Origin of the sequence: Microcystis sp. LSC13-02 (assembly GCA_002282935.1) — a bacterium.
Taxonomy (GTDB): Bacteria; Cyanobacteriota; Cyanobacteriia; order Cyanobacteriales; family Microcystaceae; genus Microcystis.
The window spans coordinates 1-14832 of sequence record MTBT01000223.1 but is presented as its reverse complement, the minus strand read 5'-3'; the positions used below and the strand labels follow the sequence as shown (position 1 = coordinate 14832).

The following is a 14832-nucleotide window of genomic DNA, read 5'->3' as shown; positions in this document are numbered from 1 at the left end:
GCGCTTTATTTGGGATAAATTTAGCAAAGACTTCTTAGAAACCCTTCTTTCTCCCTACGGTACAGTAGTTGTCAGCAAAGAAGTCACCTCATACTAAATCCGTTGAGTATAGGCTACTTATGAGGTTATGAGGACAGGCACTCATGCAAGAGGCAATCATGCAAAAGGGTGAATAAATAATCAGTTTTTAATAACCGGATTTAGTATCAGTTGGCAAAAAACCTTATGAAAAGGCGTTAAAACTGGCAACAAATACCGAGAATTTGTCAGTACAAGCGGGGTTGGGAATAGCTTATCGTCTCTTGGGAAATAAGGATGAGGCGATACAGTGGTTGAAGAAGGCGAAGGGCACTTATAATCAGTTAGGAGATACTTCGCAGGTTCAGAAATTAGATGAAACAATTAATTTCATATCTCCCCCAACCCCTCTAACTCCCCACTCCCCTGACTCCCACAAAGCTCCAAAAATAAGGTTTTAAAAAAACCAGAATTCAAAATAAGAAATAGCGTTGGGCCATGGGTAAAACCGTAGCAGGTTCACAGATTAATAATTCCCCGTCAGCGCGCACTTCGTAGGTTTCGGGATTAACTTCCATGCGCGGTAAAGCGTCATTGAGCTTCATACTGGCCTTACTGATATTGCGCGTATTCGACACGGCCACGGCGGTTTTTTTCAGCTTTAACTTCTCAGGGATGCCCGCTTTCATAGCATATTTAGAAACAAATGTCAAGGAAGTTTTGGCGATCGCACCACCAAAAGAGGCAAACATGGGACGCATATAAACCGGTTGCGGTGTGGGAATACTGGCATTAGCATCGCCCATTTGCGCCCAGGCGATTAAACCGCCTTTCAGGACAATTTCCGGTTTTACGCCAAAAAATGCCGGTTTCCAGAGAACCAAATCGGCTAATTTGCCCACCTCGATGGAACCGACATGATCGGAAATCCCATGGGTAATAGCAGGATTAATCGTATATTTAGCAATATATCGTCTTGCCCGCAGATTATCATTCTCGCCCGTTTCCCCGGTCAGTCTGCCCCGTTGTACCCGCATTTTGTGGGCAGTTTGCCAAGTGCGGATAATTACTTCTCCCACCCGTCCCATAGCTTGAGAATCGGAGGAAATTATGCTAAAAGCCCCTAAATCGTGGAGAATATCCTCGGCGGCAATAGTCTCTCGGCGGATGCGGGATTCGGCAAAGGCCACATCTTCGGGAATGCTCCGGTCTAAATGATGACAAACCATCAACATATCAAGGTGTTCCTCTAAGGTATTCACCGTATAGGGACGCGTGGGATTAGTCGAGGAGGGTAAAACGTTCATTTCCCCGCAAACCCTGATAATATCGGGAGCATGACCACCGCCGGCCCCTTCCGTGTGGTAGGTGTGAATGACGCGATTTTTAAAAGCGGCGATAGTTGCCTCGACAAAACCGGCTTCATTGAGAGTATCGGTATGAATTGCCACCTGCACATCGTACTTATCGGCAACGCTTAAACAGGTATCAATGGCTGCCGGAGTGGTTCCCCAATCTTCATGGAGTTTTAAGCCAATTACCCCCGCTTTTACCTGTTCCGCTAGTCCTTCCGGCTGACTGCTATTGCCTTTACCCAAAAAACCCAAATTCATCGGGAAAGCTTCGGCCGCCTCTAGCATTCGATAGATGTTCCATTCTCCCGGGGTGCAGGTGGTGGCATTAGTTCCCGTCGCAGGTCCGGTCCCGCCACCAATCATCGTGGTAATCCCCGACGCAATCGCTGTCTCAATTTGTTGGGGACAGATAAAATGAATATGGGCATCAATCCCCCCTGCTGTCAAAATCATCCCTTCCCCAGCTAATGCCTCGGTGGCAGGACCGATAATAATATCGACATTATCTTGAATGTGGGGATTACCCGCTTTACCGATTTGATAAATTTTGCCATCTTTAATGCCCACATCGGCTTTAACGATGCCCCACCAGTCGAGAATTAAGGCATTAGTAATCACTAGATCTACCGCCCCATCTTCCCTAGAAATGGGGGATTGGCCCATACCATCGCGAATTACTTTACCGCCGCCGAATTTTACCTCATCGCCGTAGGTGGTGAAATCTTTTTCGACTTCGATAAATAATTCCGTGTCTGCTAGGCGAACTTTATCTCCGATGGTGGGGCCGTAGGTTTCAGCATAGGTGCGGCGATCGATGCGATAATTCATAGGGGGAATTCTTTAAAATCGAGATCGATTATACGATCGATTTTCCGGCAATTATCGCTTTTTCGGGATTTTCTTACATTTTTAATCTGGCTCGTCTTCGAGGATTTCTTTGGCTTTCAGTAAAGCTTGGCGATGTTCTTCGGTGACGGTGGGATATCGTAAACCGAGGGATTCCAGGGTGTAATAAATAACCGCCCCCACAGCTAAACGGGTAAACCATTTGCGATCGGCCGGGATAATATACCAAGGAGCCCACTCGGTACTGGTATGATTGAATACCTCCTCGTAGGCTTTCATGTAATCATCCCAAAAAGCCCTTTCTTTGACATCATTTTCGGAAAACTTCCAGTTTTTTTCGGGGCGATCAATTCTTTCCAAAAATCGTTTTTTCTGTTCTTCTTTAGAAACATTGAGAAAGAATTTCAGGACAATAACCCCATTGTTAACCAGATATTTTTCAAAATTATTAATCTCCTCAAAACGTCGCTGCCAAACTTTCTTGGTTCTGTCTTCAGGGGGGAGTTTTTGCCGTTCCAATAAATTTTGATGGACACGCACGACTAATAATTCTTCGTAGTAGGAACGATTAAAAATACCGATACGACCCCGCTCCGGTAAGGCTTTATAATATCGCCAGAGATAATCGTGATCTAGTTCTTCGGCCGAGGGAACTTTAAAGCTAAATACCTGACAGCCTTGGGGATTTAAGCCGGACATAACGTGTCTGATCGTACCATCTTTACCCGCCGCATCCATGGCTTGCAGATTAATTAACAGAGCATAGGTATCCTGGGCATAGAGTTTATCTTGAAACTCGGCCATTTTTTCGATACCCTGTTGCAGCAGCAGCGTGGCATCTTCTTTGGTAATGTAGTCGGGTTTAAACCCGGGATCGTAGTCTTTGTGCAGAGAAATTTCTTTACCCGGTGGCACCATTAAGGATTGTAAAAATGCTTGGCGATCAATTTTGCTGACCATGCTCTTCTCCTTGATTATTTTGACCCCTAAAATCACATTGTAGCACTTTTGCTCGGAAAATATCTAACTCTTGAACCGGCGAGTCAAGGATGATACTAAATCCGTTGAGTAACGCACAGAAAACGGGTTTCTCCGAGAAACCCGTTTTCTGCTCATGCACTCATGCAAAAAGGGGAATAAATAATCAGTCTTTAATAACCAGATTTAGTATGAAGTGGCAGAAATGACCTAGAAACAAGTATATTTAAATATTCGATTTTAGCTACTCCTCATCTGACGAGAAAGTAAAGAATAATTTTTAGGCGATCGCAAATTCGGTAAACTGTCGCACTTCGGGAGGTTGAAAAGCTAAAACTATCTCACTGCTGGGAATTCCTAAGCGCATTAATTCCGTGGCGATACCTGCTTCTGTCCAATCTTCTTCAATATAAATTTTGTCATTTTTTAGACGAAGATAAACGGAAATCGCTTTAATTCGTTTGCCATTTTTCCAGCCAATATTAAACCAAAGATATTGGCTTCTATCATCGTCAAATATCAATATTTCTTCTATGTCTTGATCGGGTACTTGTGAGGAAATTTCTGCATATTCTGTGAGAATTTTCTTGATTATGCTTTGATAATAATTTAGTTTATCCATTGGACGATTTCCTCCTGATTAGTGTCAACAATTAACAATAAAATTTGATACTTTTGCAAGATTATTTGTATGGCAGCTTGAGCGAAAAACTTTTCGTAGATTTCTTGTCCGATTAAAAAAATAAAGAAATTAATACATACAAGATATTTATTACAATTTCAACAATTAATCTCGAAAATTGTCCGAACCACAGGTAAGACATGTACCATCATCAGGATCTATGACATTACCCAGACAATCTTCAGCTGTGCAATCTTCCCGCAATACTTCATAAGATTCATTACATACAAGGCAATAAATAGTGTTGCTAGTTGGTTCATTAGGTATTAGTTGAGCTAATCTTGGAATCTGTTCGTCTTCGTAATTTTCCCTAAAACCACTATAACAACTAGGACAGAAATAACGTCTTGTTTTTTTATTAAAATTAAAATATTTATTATTTGCTGAAGGTGTTAATAAATCAATTACAAGGTTTATTTCTAAAGCCAGCCTAAGGTTAAATAATTCTCTGGTTTCAGGGCTATATAGAACAGATTCAGGTTCATTTTGAATGAATTGTCCTCGAATTTTTATCCACGAGTTTGGCTCTATCAAATAATGACAAATTTCTAGAATTTCAACAAACAGATTTTCAGTTTTTATATATAATTCAGGATCTACAGTGTGCATAATTATATGGCTCTTCGTTACTTGGTATGGTTCGATAGGGGGGCATAAATTGACTAAATCCTTATCTGGCAAGAGACTTAATTGATGAGTTCGCTTTAGATCAAAAACAATTGACAAAAATCGCCAAATGCCTTTCTACATAAGGGTTATATCCCCTATAACCCCAGTCCATTGCATAACACAAACCGAAGAGCCAATTATATTTCGCTTGCTTCTCAAATCTTCAAATCTTTGTCGAAAGTTATCTGGTAATCGACCAGTCGATACGGTATTATAAACTTTGACTAAATCCTGTGCATCAATTGTTTTAAATTCACTAAAACGGATATTGCGCTCATGAGATTTACTGGGATAATTACTCGGATCTCCTAAAATTAGTAAATACGGGCTAACTGTAGCAATATGACCTTTTAAGAGAAATTCGGTTCCTTGTTGAATAAGGGAAAGGGCTGTACTCAATGGACGTTGTGCTTGTTTCCAATATTGCTCAGATGACAATTGATCGATTACTTCTTCATTCTCATCGCTATAATACACATTATAAAAATATTCCGCATCCTTAAGTTTTGTAGATAAACTTATCAGCGTATTCCAAGCCAGATTTAAAAAATCAATGCCAGCGGATTTAAAATCATCTCCAGTCGGTACATCTATAATCATAATTTTTCGTACTCACTTTTATCATTTCATTTAAGGCGATTTATTGGTAAATGAGATTGTGTGGCTTTTCATCCCGCTCAAAATGATAGCGAACTTTTTTATTGTGTGGCTTGTACCCGAACTAAACTTGACTATACTTTGTGAGCCTCCGCATAAATCCGTAAAGCGGCGGACATTTTTTGTTCACAATCCTCGCCCTGTGATTGAAACCAAGCTAGGGTTTCGGGATCTACTTGAACAAGAACATTTACTTTCTCTACAGGTTTCCACCACCGCGATTTACTAAAAAACTCCTCGGTTAAGGGCGGAATATCGGATGTGTCGATTTCCTCTTCCGTAAGAGCGTCAACTTTCTCCCAATTCGTCTCGGAGGTATTGTTCATATCGTTTTCGTTCATAGGGTAAAGCTTTACGAAGTGAAATAATACGAATTGTATCTCTACTCGGTTCTGTAAAAACGACAACTACCACTCGGCCATCGAGCGTACCGATTCCTATCAATCGATCTTCGCCATAATTTTCTCGTTCGTCAAGGGAAACTCGAATGGGATGTTCAAATATCCGCTGCGCGTCCGCGAAGTCTAGATCGTGCTTGATGATATTCGCTCGGTTCTTTTGTCGATCCCACTCGAATTTCATATTTTTATTTTATCGAGTTGTCATTCCGTATATCGAAAAAAATCCTATAATTGTCGAAAATTCGATCGTTAGAGGGGTCATCTTGATCGAAATCAAAAGAAATCTTTCGCCTCGATCGAAATGACCCATAACCGGTCAACTAACTCAAAACACCAGAAGGAATACCTAAGATAACCTCAATCTTAGGTAAATCTTCTAGGGGAATTACCCGGCCTTCATCCTCAAAACCAGCGATTTCATTAAAGTTCAAATAGCGGTATAAATCGCCAGCAAAAGGATTAATTTTCTCAGTGACAATTGCTAGGTATTCCTCAACGGTAGGAATGCGTCCCAGCAGCGCACAAACCGCCGCTAATTCGGCGGAACCGAGATAGACTCGTGCATCTTTGCCCATGCGATTATTGAAGTTACGAGTCGAGGTAGAAAATACCGTCGCTCTGTCTTCAACCCGCGCTTGATTACCCATACAAAGGGAACATCCCGGCATCTCGGTACGCGCCCCAGAAGCGGCAAAAATGCCGTACATTCCCTCATCGCGCAATTGTTTTTCATCCATGCGGGTGGGGGGACAAATCCACAGTTTAGTCTTAGCAACTCCTGCCCCTTCTAATATCTTAGCAGCGGCGCGATAATGACCGATATTAGTCATACAAGAACCGATGAACACCTCATCAATTTTATCCCCAGCGCATTCCGACATTAACTTGATATTATCGGGGTCATTGGGTGCGGCGACAATGGGTTCTTTAATCTCGCTTAAATTGACGGTGATAATATCCGCATATTCGGCATCCTTATCCGCCTCCATCAGGACGGGACTAGCTAACCATTGTTCCATTTTTGCTACCCGACGTAGGATAGTTTTAGCATCACTATAACCCCGGGCTGCCATATTTTTTAACAATGCCACATTAGAGCGTAAATATTCCGCCACTGTTTCCGTACTTAACTTAATCGTACAACCAGCGCAGGAACGTTCCGCCGTGGCATCGGTTAACTCAAAAGCCTGTTCTAATTTCAAATCCGGCAGCCCTTCCATCTCCATAATGCGACCGTTAAAAACATTTTTTTTGTTCTGTTTTTCCACGGTTAATTTGCCTGCTTGGATGGCAACGTAGGGAATGGCATTAACAATATCCCGCAGAGTTACACCGGGTTGTAATTCCCCCGTAAAACGGACTAAAACCGATTCCGGCATATCCAAAGGCATTACTCCCAAAGCGGCGGCAAATGCCACTAAACCCGACCCCGCAGGAAAGGAAATTCCCAAAGGAAAACGAGTATGAGAATCGCCTCCAGTCCCCACCGTATCCGGCAATAACATCCGATTTAACCAGGAGTGAATAATGCCATCTCCCGGACGTAAAGCGACCCCACCCCGGGTAGAGAAAAAGTCCGGTAATTGGTGATGAGTTTGAATATCAACCGGTTTCGGATAGGCTGCCGTGTGACAGAAACTCTGCATGACTAAATCGGCGCTAAAACCTAAACAGGCTAACTCTTTTAACTCGTCTCTGGTCATCGGGCCAGTGGTATCCTGAGACCCTACCGTAGTCATAATCGGGTCACAGGAAGTACCCGGCCGCACCCCGGGTAAACCGCAAGCTTTGCCGACCATTTTTTGCGCTAGGGTGTAACCTTTACCCGTGTCACTAGGCATGGTGGGACGAGTAAATAGGGTACTAGCCTCAAGTCCCAAGGCGTGACGGGTTTTATCGGTGAGACTGCGACCGATTAAGAGGGGAATACGACCGCCGGCGCGCACTTCATCCAGAATTGTCTCAGGTTTGAGGCTAAAAGTGCTAATAGTTGCGCCCGCTTCGTTGGTGATTTTGCCTTCGTAGGGATAGATTTTAATCACATCCCCCGTGTTCATTTGGCTAACATCGCATTCAAGCGGTAAAGCGCCGGAATCCTCGGCCGTATTAAAGAAGATAGGGGCGATTTTACTGCCTAAAATATAGCCACCAGCACGTTTATTAGGCACAAAGGGAATATCATCGCCAATATGCCAGAGAACCGAGTTAATCGCCGATTTTCGGCTGGAACCCGTCCCAACCACATCCCCCACATAGGCGACCGGATGGCCTAATTTTTTCAATTCGGCAATGGTTTCTAAGGACCCGGGTTGACGGGTTTCTAACATTACCAAAGCATGAAGGGGAATATCGGGCCGGGTGGTGGCATGGGGAGCGGGAGATAGGTCATCTGTATTGGTTTCTCCTGGGACTTTGAAGACGGTGACGGTAATTTCTTTAGCAAGTTTCGGTTTAGCGATAAACCAAGCGCCATTGGCCCAAGCATCGATAACCTGTTTAGCATAGGGATTGGTCTCGGATAATTCCAAAACCTCGTTAAATGCGTCGAATACCAGCAGGGTTTTACTTAAAGCGCTGGCAGCGGCAGCGGCGATATTAATATCTCTGGATTTAATCAGTTCAATCAGAGAATGAACGTTATAACCACCGACCATGGTTCCCAGTAAGCTAACCGCACCTTGGGGGGAGATAACGTTAGATTTTATTTCACCTTTAGCAATTCCTGTTAAAAATCCCGCTTTAACGTAGGCGGCTTCATCAACTCCGGGGGGAACACGGTCACGCAGCAGGGTCAGCAATTCTCCCTTGAGTTCTTCGGTCGGATTTTTGAGCATTTCGCATAATTCCGCCGTTTGTTGAGCGTTGAGGGGAAGGGGAGGGATACCTAATTTCGCTCGGTCGGCAACGTGCTGATGATACGCTTCTAACATAGATATAGTCTCTCCTAGTCTTCACTTGTGACGGTTTCTTCCTAGGTTACTGGATTTTTGCTAGTCTCTGAATTTCTAGGTTAACGAGAGATGACTTTGCTGTGTGGGCTGCATCTCACATTTGCAGGAACACCGACAATCAGCAATTATCAGCTTCTCAAGGCAAGAGTCACTCATGCAAGAGGCAAAAGAAAGAATCTGGCAATTCTCCCACCTAAAAAGAAGGTTAGAAACTAAGCACATCAAAGCTTTTAGCTTAACCAATTAGGTTTTAGATTCGGTCGAGTGACTCTTAACTCAGTACAAATATATTAACAACTGCCTGTAAGCATCCCACCGAAAAACTAATGCGCTCCGGGGTTTGGGGGATAGAACCCCCCAAAAGCTTGCATTGAGTAATAAAATCGAAAGTAACGCCCAATTTTAGCCGAGAGTTTCCCCTTAAAAATCTCAACTTAGTAGATTGACAAAAATGAGATGCAGGCAGTGTGTGACTTCCATAAAATGAGAAAATAGCGATCGATTGACTATATTGAGGCTTAGATAATGGCTATCACCGATTCTGATCTAGATTTAGCACAATATATCGACCATTCTCTCCTCATCCCCACCGCCACCAGTGAACAATTAGAGGCTTACTGTCAACAGGCTGATCAATATCGTTTTCCCACCGTCTGCGTTTATCCCGCTGCCGTTAAGCAAGCGGTGCAGTTACTCCACGGCAAAAAAACTTTAGTTTCTACCGTGATTGGTTTTCCCGCGGGGGCCACTACCTCCGCAGTTAAACGTTATGAGGCTTTAGAAGCTGCCGATAATGGTGCTAAGGAGTTAGATGTGGTTATTAATCTCGGTTGGCTAAAAGATGGGAAATATGAGCAATTATTCCAAGAAATTGCTAGTATTTGTCAGGAAACCGGCCAGACGGTAAAAGCGATTCTGGAAACCTCGCAACTGACGGACACCGAGAAACGTTTAGCGGCAGAAATTTGCATGGATGCAGGTGTGAGTTATCTAAAAACCAGTACCGGCTGGTTTGGAGGAGCAACAGTTAGCGATGTGAAGTTTCTCAAGGAAATTAGCAAAGGACGGGTAGGAATTAAAGCATCCGGCGGAATTCGTACCCTAGAACAAGCGATCGCTCTTATCCGCGCCGGGGCCACTCGTCTGGGGACTTCCCGCGGTGTCGATTTAGTCCGTCAGCAAAAAGCCGCTTTTGAGGAATAATACTAAATCCTGTTTAAAAGGTATAGGAAAGTGGGGAAGTGGGGAAGTGGGGAAGTGGGGAGAATAAATAAAAAATAATCTCCTGTCTCCTGAATCCTGTCTCCTGAATCCTGTCTCCTGAATCCTGTCTCCTGAATCCTGTCTCCTGACAGCTAAAATTATGGCTGACATTCAATAAAAATAAGGAGGTTTATTTGCCGATAATTCGCTGTGGTAATCGAGAATTTAGAGATATTCAAGGGATTGTTTTTGATAAGGACGGTACGCTAGAGGATTCGCGGGCTTTCTGGTACGATCGAGCTATAGCTCGGGTACAAGCCATTGAATCGCGAATTCCGGGTTTAGAGTCTTTATTAACTAAAACTTTTGGTATTGGGGCAAATAGTCTCAATCCTGCTGGTTTAATGGCAGTGGGCAGCCGCAGAGATAATCATATCGTCGCTGCCGGTTGTATTGCTTCCACTGGCCTCGATTGGTTAACGGCCATGGCGATCGCAAAAGCGGCCTTCCAAGCGGCCGATGAAAAGGTTCCCCCCCGCTTAAATCCCCTCTATCCCCACTGTTTAGAAGTCATTCGTTATCTGCACGCGGCCGGTTTACAATTAGCGATTCTTTCCTCCGATACTACAGCACGAGTTGAGCAATTTGTCAAGGAAAATGACCTATTAAATTATATTAAAATTGCCTGGGGATGCGATCGAGGTTTAAGTAAACCCGATCCCTTATTATGGCAAGAAACCTGTCAAGCTTTGGGGACCGCAGTGGACAAAACCCTGATGGTGGGGGACACTAGGGCCGATTGGGAAATGGCTAAACAGGCCAAAGCAGCAGCGATCGCAATTAGTTGGCAACTGGAAAACCATCAAGATTTACAATTAGCTGATGTGGTCATTAGAGAACTTACTGCAATCTCGGTTATCAGATAAGTAGGGAGGCACAATTATTTGTAGGATGGGTTAGCAGTAGCGTAACCCATGCAGACGTTGGGTTTCATGCTTCAACCCAACCTAGGTTCTTCCCCCACACCCCACACCCCACACCCCAATTCATAATTTCCTCTATGCTAACAATTGCCTTACCGAAGGGTGCTTTACTAAACGAAAGTATCCAAATATTTCAGAAAATTGGCTTAGATTTTAGTGACTTTCTTGACTCAAAAAATCGCCAATTACAGATTACCGACCCCACTAACCAAGCGAAAGCCTTATTAGTAAGAGCCACAGATGTCCCCGTTTATGTAGAATACGGTCAGGCACAATTAGGCATCGCCGGTTATGATATTTTATTGGAAAAATCTCCCGATGTGGCTAATTTAATTGACCTAAAATTTGGTTATTGTCGGATGTCGGTAGCTGTCCCTGCTGATAGTCCCTATCAAAGTCCCTTAGATATTCCCCATCACGGTAAAGTTGCCTCAAAATTTGTCAATTGTGCTAAGGATTATTTTCGTCGTTTAGATATTCCCGTCGAGATTATACCTCTCTATGGTTCCGTAGAATTAGGACCGATTACGGGTATGTCAGAAGCGATAGTTGACCTAGTTTCCACCGGTCGAACTTTACGGGAAAATGGTTTAGTAGAAATTGACGAATTATTTGCTAGTAGCGCTCGATTAATCGCTCATCCCCTCAGCTATAGACTAGATTGCGATCGGATTTATAACTGGGTAGAAAAGCTCAGAGAAGCAACTACATCAATGGCAAAAGTTTAACAAATCAGCGCCCCCCTTATTAAGGGGGTATTAAGGGTAGATTTATCTTATTTCCCCCTAACCTAATTGTTTCAATAGTAAACCAAGGAGCGCACCAGCAAGAATTAACCAAGTAGAATTAACTTGAAAACGTAGTAAAAGAATAGCGGAGATAAGAGATAGAATGATAGCCAATAAATTAAAGGGTAAATTCCCGTAAGGTTGTAACCAAGTAGCTAGAGCTAAATTAAAAATTACTGCCACCATTAAAGCCACAGCACTAGCATTAATTGCGTCCAAAAAAGCACCCGTCCAAGGCGATTGTCTCAGCTTAGGAATGAGGGGATTAAGTAATAAAACAAAGATAAAAGAAGGAAAGAAAATCGCTAGAGTTGCCACAATTGCCCCCGATACTCCTAATATTTGATAACCGATAAAAGTGGCTGTGGATAACACCGGTCCAGGGGTAAATTGACCCACAGCAATGGCATCTAATAATTGTTGCTGGGTTAACCATCCTCTCCCCTGCACTAAATCCCCTTCTAAAAAGGCAACTAACACATAACCACTACCAAATAAAACACTACCCACCTTGAGGAAAAATAGCCCTAATCCTGTTAATGTCGGTGGGATATTGCTAGGAGCAGCAACCGCCGTCGCACCGCCTATTCCTGCCACAATCAGGGGAAAAGTAGCGAATTTCTTTAGGATAAACATCCCGATAATTCCGCCTAAAAGTAAAGCGATAATTTCATTTAAACCTAAGATTAATAAACCGATAACTCCTAATCCGATGAAGAGTAATTGACGGGTTTTCATTGCCTTTTTGCCTAAGCGCCAGAGCGCCTGAAAAATCACCGCAATTACCACCGGTTTAATCCCCGCAAAAATCGGGGCTACATCGGGTAAAGTCCCGTAGGTAGTATAAATCCAAGCCAGAAAACCAGTAATTAACACCGCAGGAGTGATAAAACAAACTCCCGTGATTATTAAACCCGCTAAACCACCAAAAATATAACCGATATGAATGGCCATTTCCGTGGAATTAGGACCGGGAATCAGATTAGTTGCCCCCACCAAATCGAGAAATCGCTCCTTAGTCATCCAACCGCGACGCTTAACCACTTCTTCCTCCATTAAAGCGATATGGGCAGCTGGACCGCCAAAACCGATAATCCCGATTTTGAGAAATAAAAGGGCAAGTTGCGAGAGATTGGGAGGCGATGAAGTCAGCATTTTCTGATTACCAATAGTTTTTCTAGAATTAAGTTTATATCCAAAAGAATAGGCTTAAGCTAAATTCTTGGCTAGATCTTGTCAATCCTAAAATACCATAATTGCAAAAGTGTTTTACACAAACTCAATCATAAGTATTTAATGCTCCCGGTCAAGTAAATTTGATACAAAAAAAGTTAAGAAAACTTTATAAATAATATTGATTAATTTGTTTATAATAGACCCCATTAATGCCAACTGAAACCTATCAGCACCCCCCTTATTAAGGGATTAATAAGGGCTTGCTGAAAAAGTTTTTCGGTGGGGGTTGGGGGTTGGGGGTTGGGGGTTGGGGGTTGGGGTGTGGGGTGTGGATCACTCCAAGGGTCGGCACTTTTTGAGGGAAAAAAAGTCTAAAAACCTTGTTGGATAAGGTTTTTAGATTTATTCAGCAAACCCTAATTAGGGCTTGCTGAAAAAGTTGGGGCGAAGCATTCGGATAGGAAATCTACGGTTTCAGTGATAGGTTATGCCCGAATGCTTCGCCCCTACAGGACGCGGGCCGATGAAGATGTAAGGTTTTGAAACATGATTCTCTCAAAATCTTGCACCTGTTTCGCAAAAAAAGACCCTAAGACCCTTACCTAGTCTATATTTCACATTTATTCAGCCAGCCCTAATCAGAACCCCTTAGTCAACAAACCATAAACAATAATCAATTATTAAAATTGAGTATTATCTATACCAAAAAAAACTCTATGGACAGCTTGCCGCCCAACACTAACCAGTTTTCAGATACTCAGGAGCCAGCAGCGAGTCCAACTCAGCACCAAGCAGTGCCGGTCAATTATGAGTACAGCCTCAATCTGCCGGAATTACTCAACCAGCTTGACCTCTCGGTGTTGATTTCCACCTACCAAGCGGGACGAGTGGCCAGCATTGGCACTTATCAAGGACAAATGCGGGTGAGTTTCGCCCATTTTGACCAAGCAATGGGTTTAACCCGAACTGCTACCGGAATTGCTGTGGGCGCTCGTAACGCAGTTTGGAATTTACCCGCTAATCGAGAGATTGCCCCCCAGATTAAACCGGAAGGGGAACAGGATATCGCCTTTTTAGCTCGCTCCTCTCACCTCACCGGCCCGATTATGGGTCATGATTTGGCCTTTGGCAGTAATCGCCTTTGGGTGGTCAATACCCTGTTTAACTGTCTGGCAACCATCGAAGGAAATTGGAGTTTTCTCCCCCAGTGGAAACCGCCCTTTATTACTGAATTAGCCCCGGGAGATAGATGTCACCTCAATGGCTTGGCTATGGCTGAAAATAGCGGCACTCCCGCCTATGTGACGGCATTGGGGGAAACCAACGAGGAAAGCCTCTGGCGAGAGAATAAAGCCCAAGGGGGATGCTTAATTGATGTGCCGAGGGGAGAGGTGATTCTGCGGGGTTTAGCTATGCCCCATTCTCCCCGCCTTTACCAGGGTAATCTCTATTTCCTCAATTCCGGTTATGGAACCTTGAACCGTTGGCATCCCCAAACTGGCAGCACGGAAATCATCGCCGAATTGCCCGGTTTTACCCGGGGTTTGGACTGTTGGGAAGGTCACGCCTTTGTCGGGTTGTCCCAAGTGCGGGAAACGGCGGTCTTTGGCGGTTTACCCCTGGATGAGCGGCGTAATCAATTGCGGTGCGGGTTGGCTATTGTCAACCTAGCTACCAGTCAACTGGTGGCAACTTTTTGGTTCAATAGCGGCGTGGAGGAGGTTTTCGCTGTCACTCTGCTGCCGGGCTACCGCAACCCGGCGCTAATCGGACCGGATACCGACCTCGACGGCACTCAATCCGTGTGGATGGTGCCTTCTTTAGGGGCTTAATTGTTGAATTTTTACTCTTTATTCAGGAAAAAATCATGTCAACTCCTTTTTTAGTTAAGGATATCTTCCCCGGTTTAGGTAACTCCTCCCCCGGCAATCTGACGGCATTATATAGTTTTACCAATAAATGTTAGAACAAAGATGTAGATGTAGGTTGCTCTAATGGGAAGCTTTGTGATGACAAGTAGCATTGATGATATTGATGGGGAATAATAGATTTAGATGAGTGCCTAACTTTCCAATTGGTAGCGACTTGCCATGAACCCAACAACCGCCAATTATGATGAACCCTG

Annotated in this window: 14 protein-coding genes and 1 pseudogene; 5 read left to right on the top strand and 10 right to left on the bottom strand. The window is 43.7% G+C overall.

The window, feature by feature from the left end; translation table 11 throughout:
• Positions 1-200 precede the first annotated feature (200 nt).
• Positions 201-479: pseudogene (locus BGL89_RS13975) on the top strand (hypothetical protein); the annotation flags it as partial.
• A gap of 12 nt (positions 480-491) precedes the next feature.
• On the opposite strand, the gene ureC reads toward BGL89_RS13975, so the two are convergent.
• The 9 genes from ureC to acnB form a co-directional block, all read right to left on the bottom strand.
• The gene (gene ureC, locus BGL89_RS13970; RefSeq protein WP_286826210.1) at positions 492-2201 is read right to left on the bottom strand and encodes an urease subunit alpha; all 1710 of its coding nucleotides are present in this window, start codon (positions 2199-2201) and stop codon (positions 492-494) included.
• Between the two features lie 81 nt (positions 2202-2282).
• Positions 2283-3179 (bottom strand): polyphosphate kinase 2 family protein, encoded by an 897-nt coding sequence (locus tag BGL89_RS13965; protein ID WP_286826209.1) that lies wholly within the window; start codon positions 3177-3179, stop codon positions 2283-2285.
• Positions 3180-3477: 298 nt separating this feature from the next.
• Positions 3478-3819 (bottom strand): XisI protein, encoded by a 342-nt coding sequence (locus tag BGL89_RS13960; RefSeq protein ID WP_286826208.1) that lies wholly within the window; start codon positions 3817-3819, stop codon positions 3478-3480.
• Positions 3807-3920: an element excision factor XisH family protein gene (locus BGL89_RS13955; RefSeq protein ID WP_286826211.1), complete on the bottom strand. Its 114-nt coding sequence runs from the start codon at positions 3918-3920 to the stop codon at positions 3807-3809. Before BGL89_RS13955 ends, BGL89_RS13960 begins: the two co-directional genes overlap by 13 nt.
• Before the next feature lie 64 nt (positions 3921-3984).
• Positions 3985-4488, bottom strand: a complete 504-nt coding sequence (locus BGL89_RS13950) for a hypothetical protein (RefSeq protein WP_286826207.1) — start codon at positions 4486-4488, stop codon at positions 3985-3987.
• A gap of 135 nt (positions 4489-4623) precedes the next feature.
• Positions 4624-5148, bottom strand: coding sequence for a hypothetical protein (locus tag BGL89_RS13945; RefSeq protein WP_286826206.1), 525 nt, complete (start codon positions 5146-5148; stop codon positions 4624-4626).
• A 131-nt stretch (positions 5149-5279) separates the two neighbouring features.
• Positions 5280-5546, bottom strand: coding sequence for a BrnA antitoxin family protein (locus BGL89_RS13940; RefSeq protein WP_002746336.1), 267 nt, complete (start codon positions 5544-5546; stop codon positions 5280-5282).
• Positions 5494-5787 carry a BrnT family toxin gene (locus BGL89_RS13935; RefSeq protein WP_002735016.1) on the bottom strand — a complete coding sequence of 98 codons (294 nt, stop codon included), beginning with the start codon at positions 5785-5787 and terminating at the stop codon, positions 5494-5496. Before BGL89_RS13935 ends, BGL89_RS13940 begins: the two co-directional genes overlap by 53 nt.
• A 139-nt stretch (positions 5788-5926) precedes the next feature.
• Positions 5927-8536: a bifunctional aconitate hydratase 2/2-methylisocitrate dehydratase gene (acnB, locus tag BGL89_RS13930; RefSeq protein WP_286826205.1), complete on the bottom strand. Its 2610-nt coding sequence runs from the start codon at positions 8534-8536 to the stop codon at positions 5927-5929.
• A 546-nt stretch (positions 8537-9082) separates the two neighbouring features.
• Between acnB and deoC the strand changes: the two genes are divergently transcribed.
• The 3 genes from deoC (at position 9083) to hisG (ending at position 11471) form a co-directional block, all read left to right on the top strand.
• Positions 9083-9760: a deoxyribose-phosphate aldolase gene (gene deoC, locus BGL89_RS13925; protein WP_286826204.1), complete on the top strand. Its 678-nt coding sequence runs from the start codon at positions 9083-9085 to the stop codon at positions 9758-9760.
• Positions 9761-9954: 194 nt separating this feature from the next.
• Positions 9955-10686, top strand: coding sequence for an HAD family hydrolase (locus BGL89_RS13920; RefSeq protein ID WP_286826203.1), 732 nt, complete (start codon positions 9955-9957; stop codon positions 10684-10686).
• Positions 10687-10820: 134 nt separating this feature from the next.
• Positions 10821-11471, top strand: coding sequence for an ATP phosphoribosyltransferase (hisG, locus tag BGL89_RS13915; RefSeq protein WP_286826202.1), 651 nt, complete (start codon positions 10821-10823; stop codon positions 11469-11471).
• 57 nt (positions 11472-11528) lie between these two features.
• Here the strand turns inward: hisG and chrA are convergent, their stop codons facing one another.
• Positions 11529-12686: a chromate efflux transporter gene (gene chrA / locus BGL89_RS13910; protein WP_286826201.1), complete on the bottom strand. Its 1158-nt coding sequence runs from the start codon at positions 12684-12686 to the stop codon at positions 11529-11531.
• A gap of 737 nt (positions 12687-13423) precedes the next feature.
• On the opposite strand from chrA, the gene BGL89_RS13905 reads away from it, so the two are divergent.
• The gene (locus tag BGL89_RS13905) at positions 13424-14539 is read left to right on the top strand and encodes a TIGR03032 family protein (RefSeq protein WP_286826200.1); all 1116 of its coding nucleotides are present in this window, start codon (positions 13424-13426) and stop codon (positions 14537-14539) included.
• The last annotated feature ends 293 nt before the right edge of the window (positions 14540-14832 follow it).

Excerpts from the sequence above, each read along its gene's own strand:
- ureC (WP_286826210.1), bottom strand. The coding sequence starts at position 2,201 with ATGAATTATCGCATCGATCGCCGCACCTATGCTGAAACCTACGGCCCC.
- BGL89_RS13965 (WP_286826209.1), bottom strand. The coding sequence starts at position 3,179 with ATGGTCAGCAAAATTGATCGCCAAGCATTTTTACAATCCTTAATGGTG.
- BGL89_RS13960 (WP_286826208.1), bottom strand. The coding sequence starts at position 3,819 with ATGGATAAACTAAATTATTATCAAAGCATAATCAAGAAAATTCTCACA.
- BGL89_RS13950 (WP_286826207.1), bottom strand. The coding sequence starts at position 4,488 with ATGCACACTGTAGATCCTGAATTATATATAAAAACTGAAAATCTGTTT.
- BGL89_RS13945 (WP_286826206.1), bottom strand. The coding sequence starts at position 5,148 with ATGATTATAGATGTACCGACTGGAGATGATTTTAAATCCGCTGGCATT.
- BGL89_RS13940 (WP_002746336.1), bottom strand. The coding sequence starts at position 5,546 with ATGAACGAAAACGATATGAACAATACCTCCGAGACGAATTGGGAGAAA.
- BGL89_RS13935 (WP_002735016.1), bottom strand. The coding sequence starts at position 5,787 with ATGAAATTCGAGTGGGATCGACAAAAGAACCGAGCGAATATCATCAAG.
- acnB (WP_286826205.1), bottom strand. The coding sequence starts at position 8,536 with ATGTTAGAAGCGTATCATCAGCACGTTGCCGACCGAGCGAAATTAGGT.
- deoC (WP_286826204.1), top strand. The coding sequence starts at position 9,083 with ATGGCTATCACCGATTCTGATCTAGATTTAGCACAATATATCGACCAT.
- hisG (WP_286826202.1), top strand. The coding sequence starts at position 10,821 with ATGCTAACAATTGCCTTACCGAAGGGTGCTTTACTAAACGAAAGTATC.
- chrA (WP_286826201.1), bottom strand. The coding sequence starts at position 12,686 with ATGCTGACTTCATCGCCTCCCAATCTCTCGCAACTTGCCCTTTTATTT.
- BGL89_RS13905 (WP_286826200.1), top strand. The coding sequence starts at position 13,424 with ATGGACAGCTTGCCGCCCAACACTAACCAGTTTTCAGATACTCAGGAG.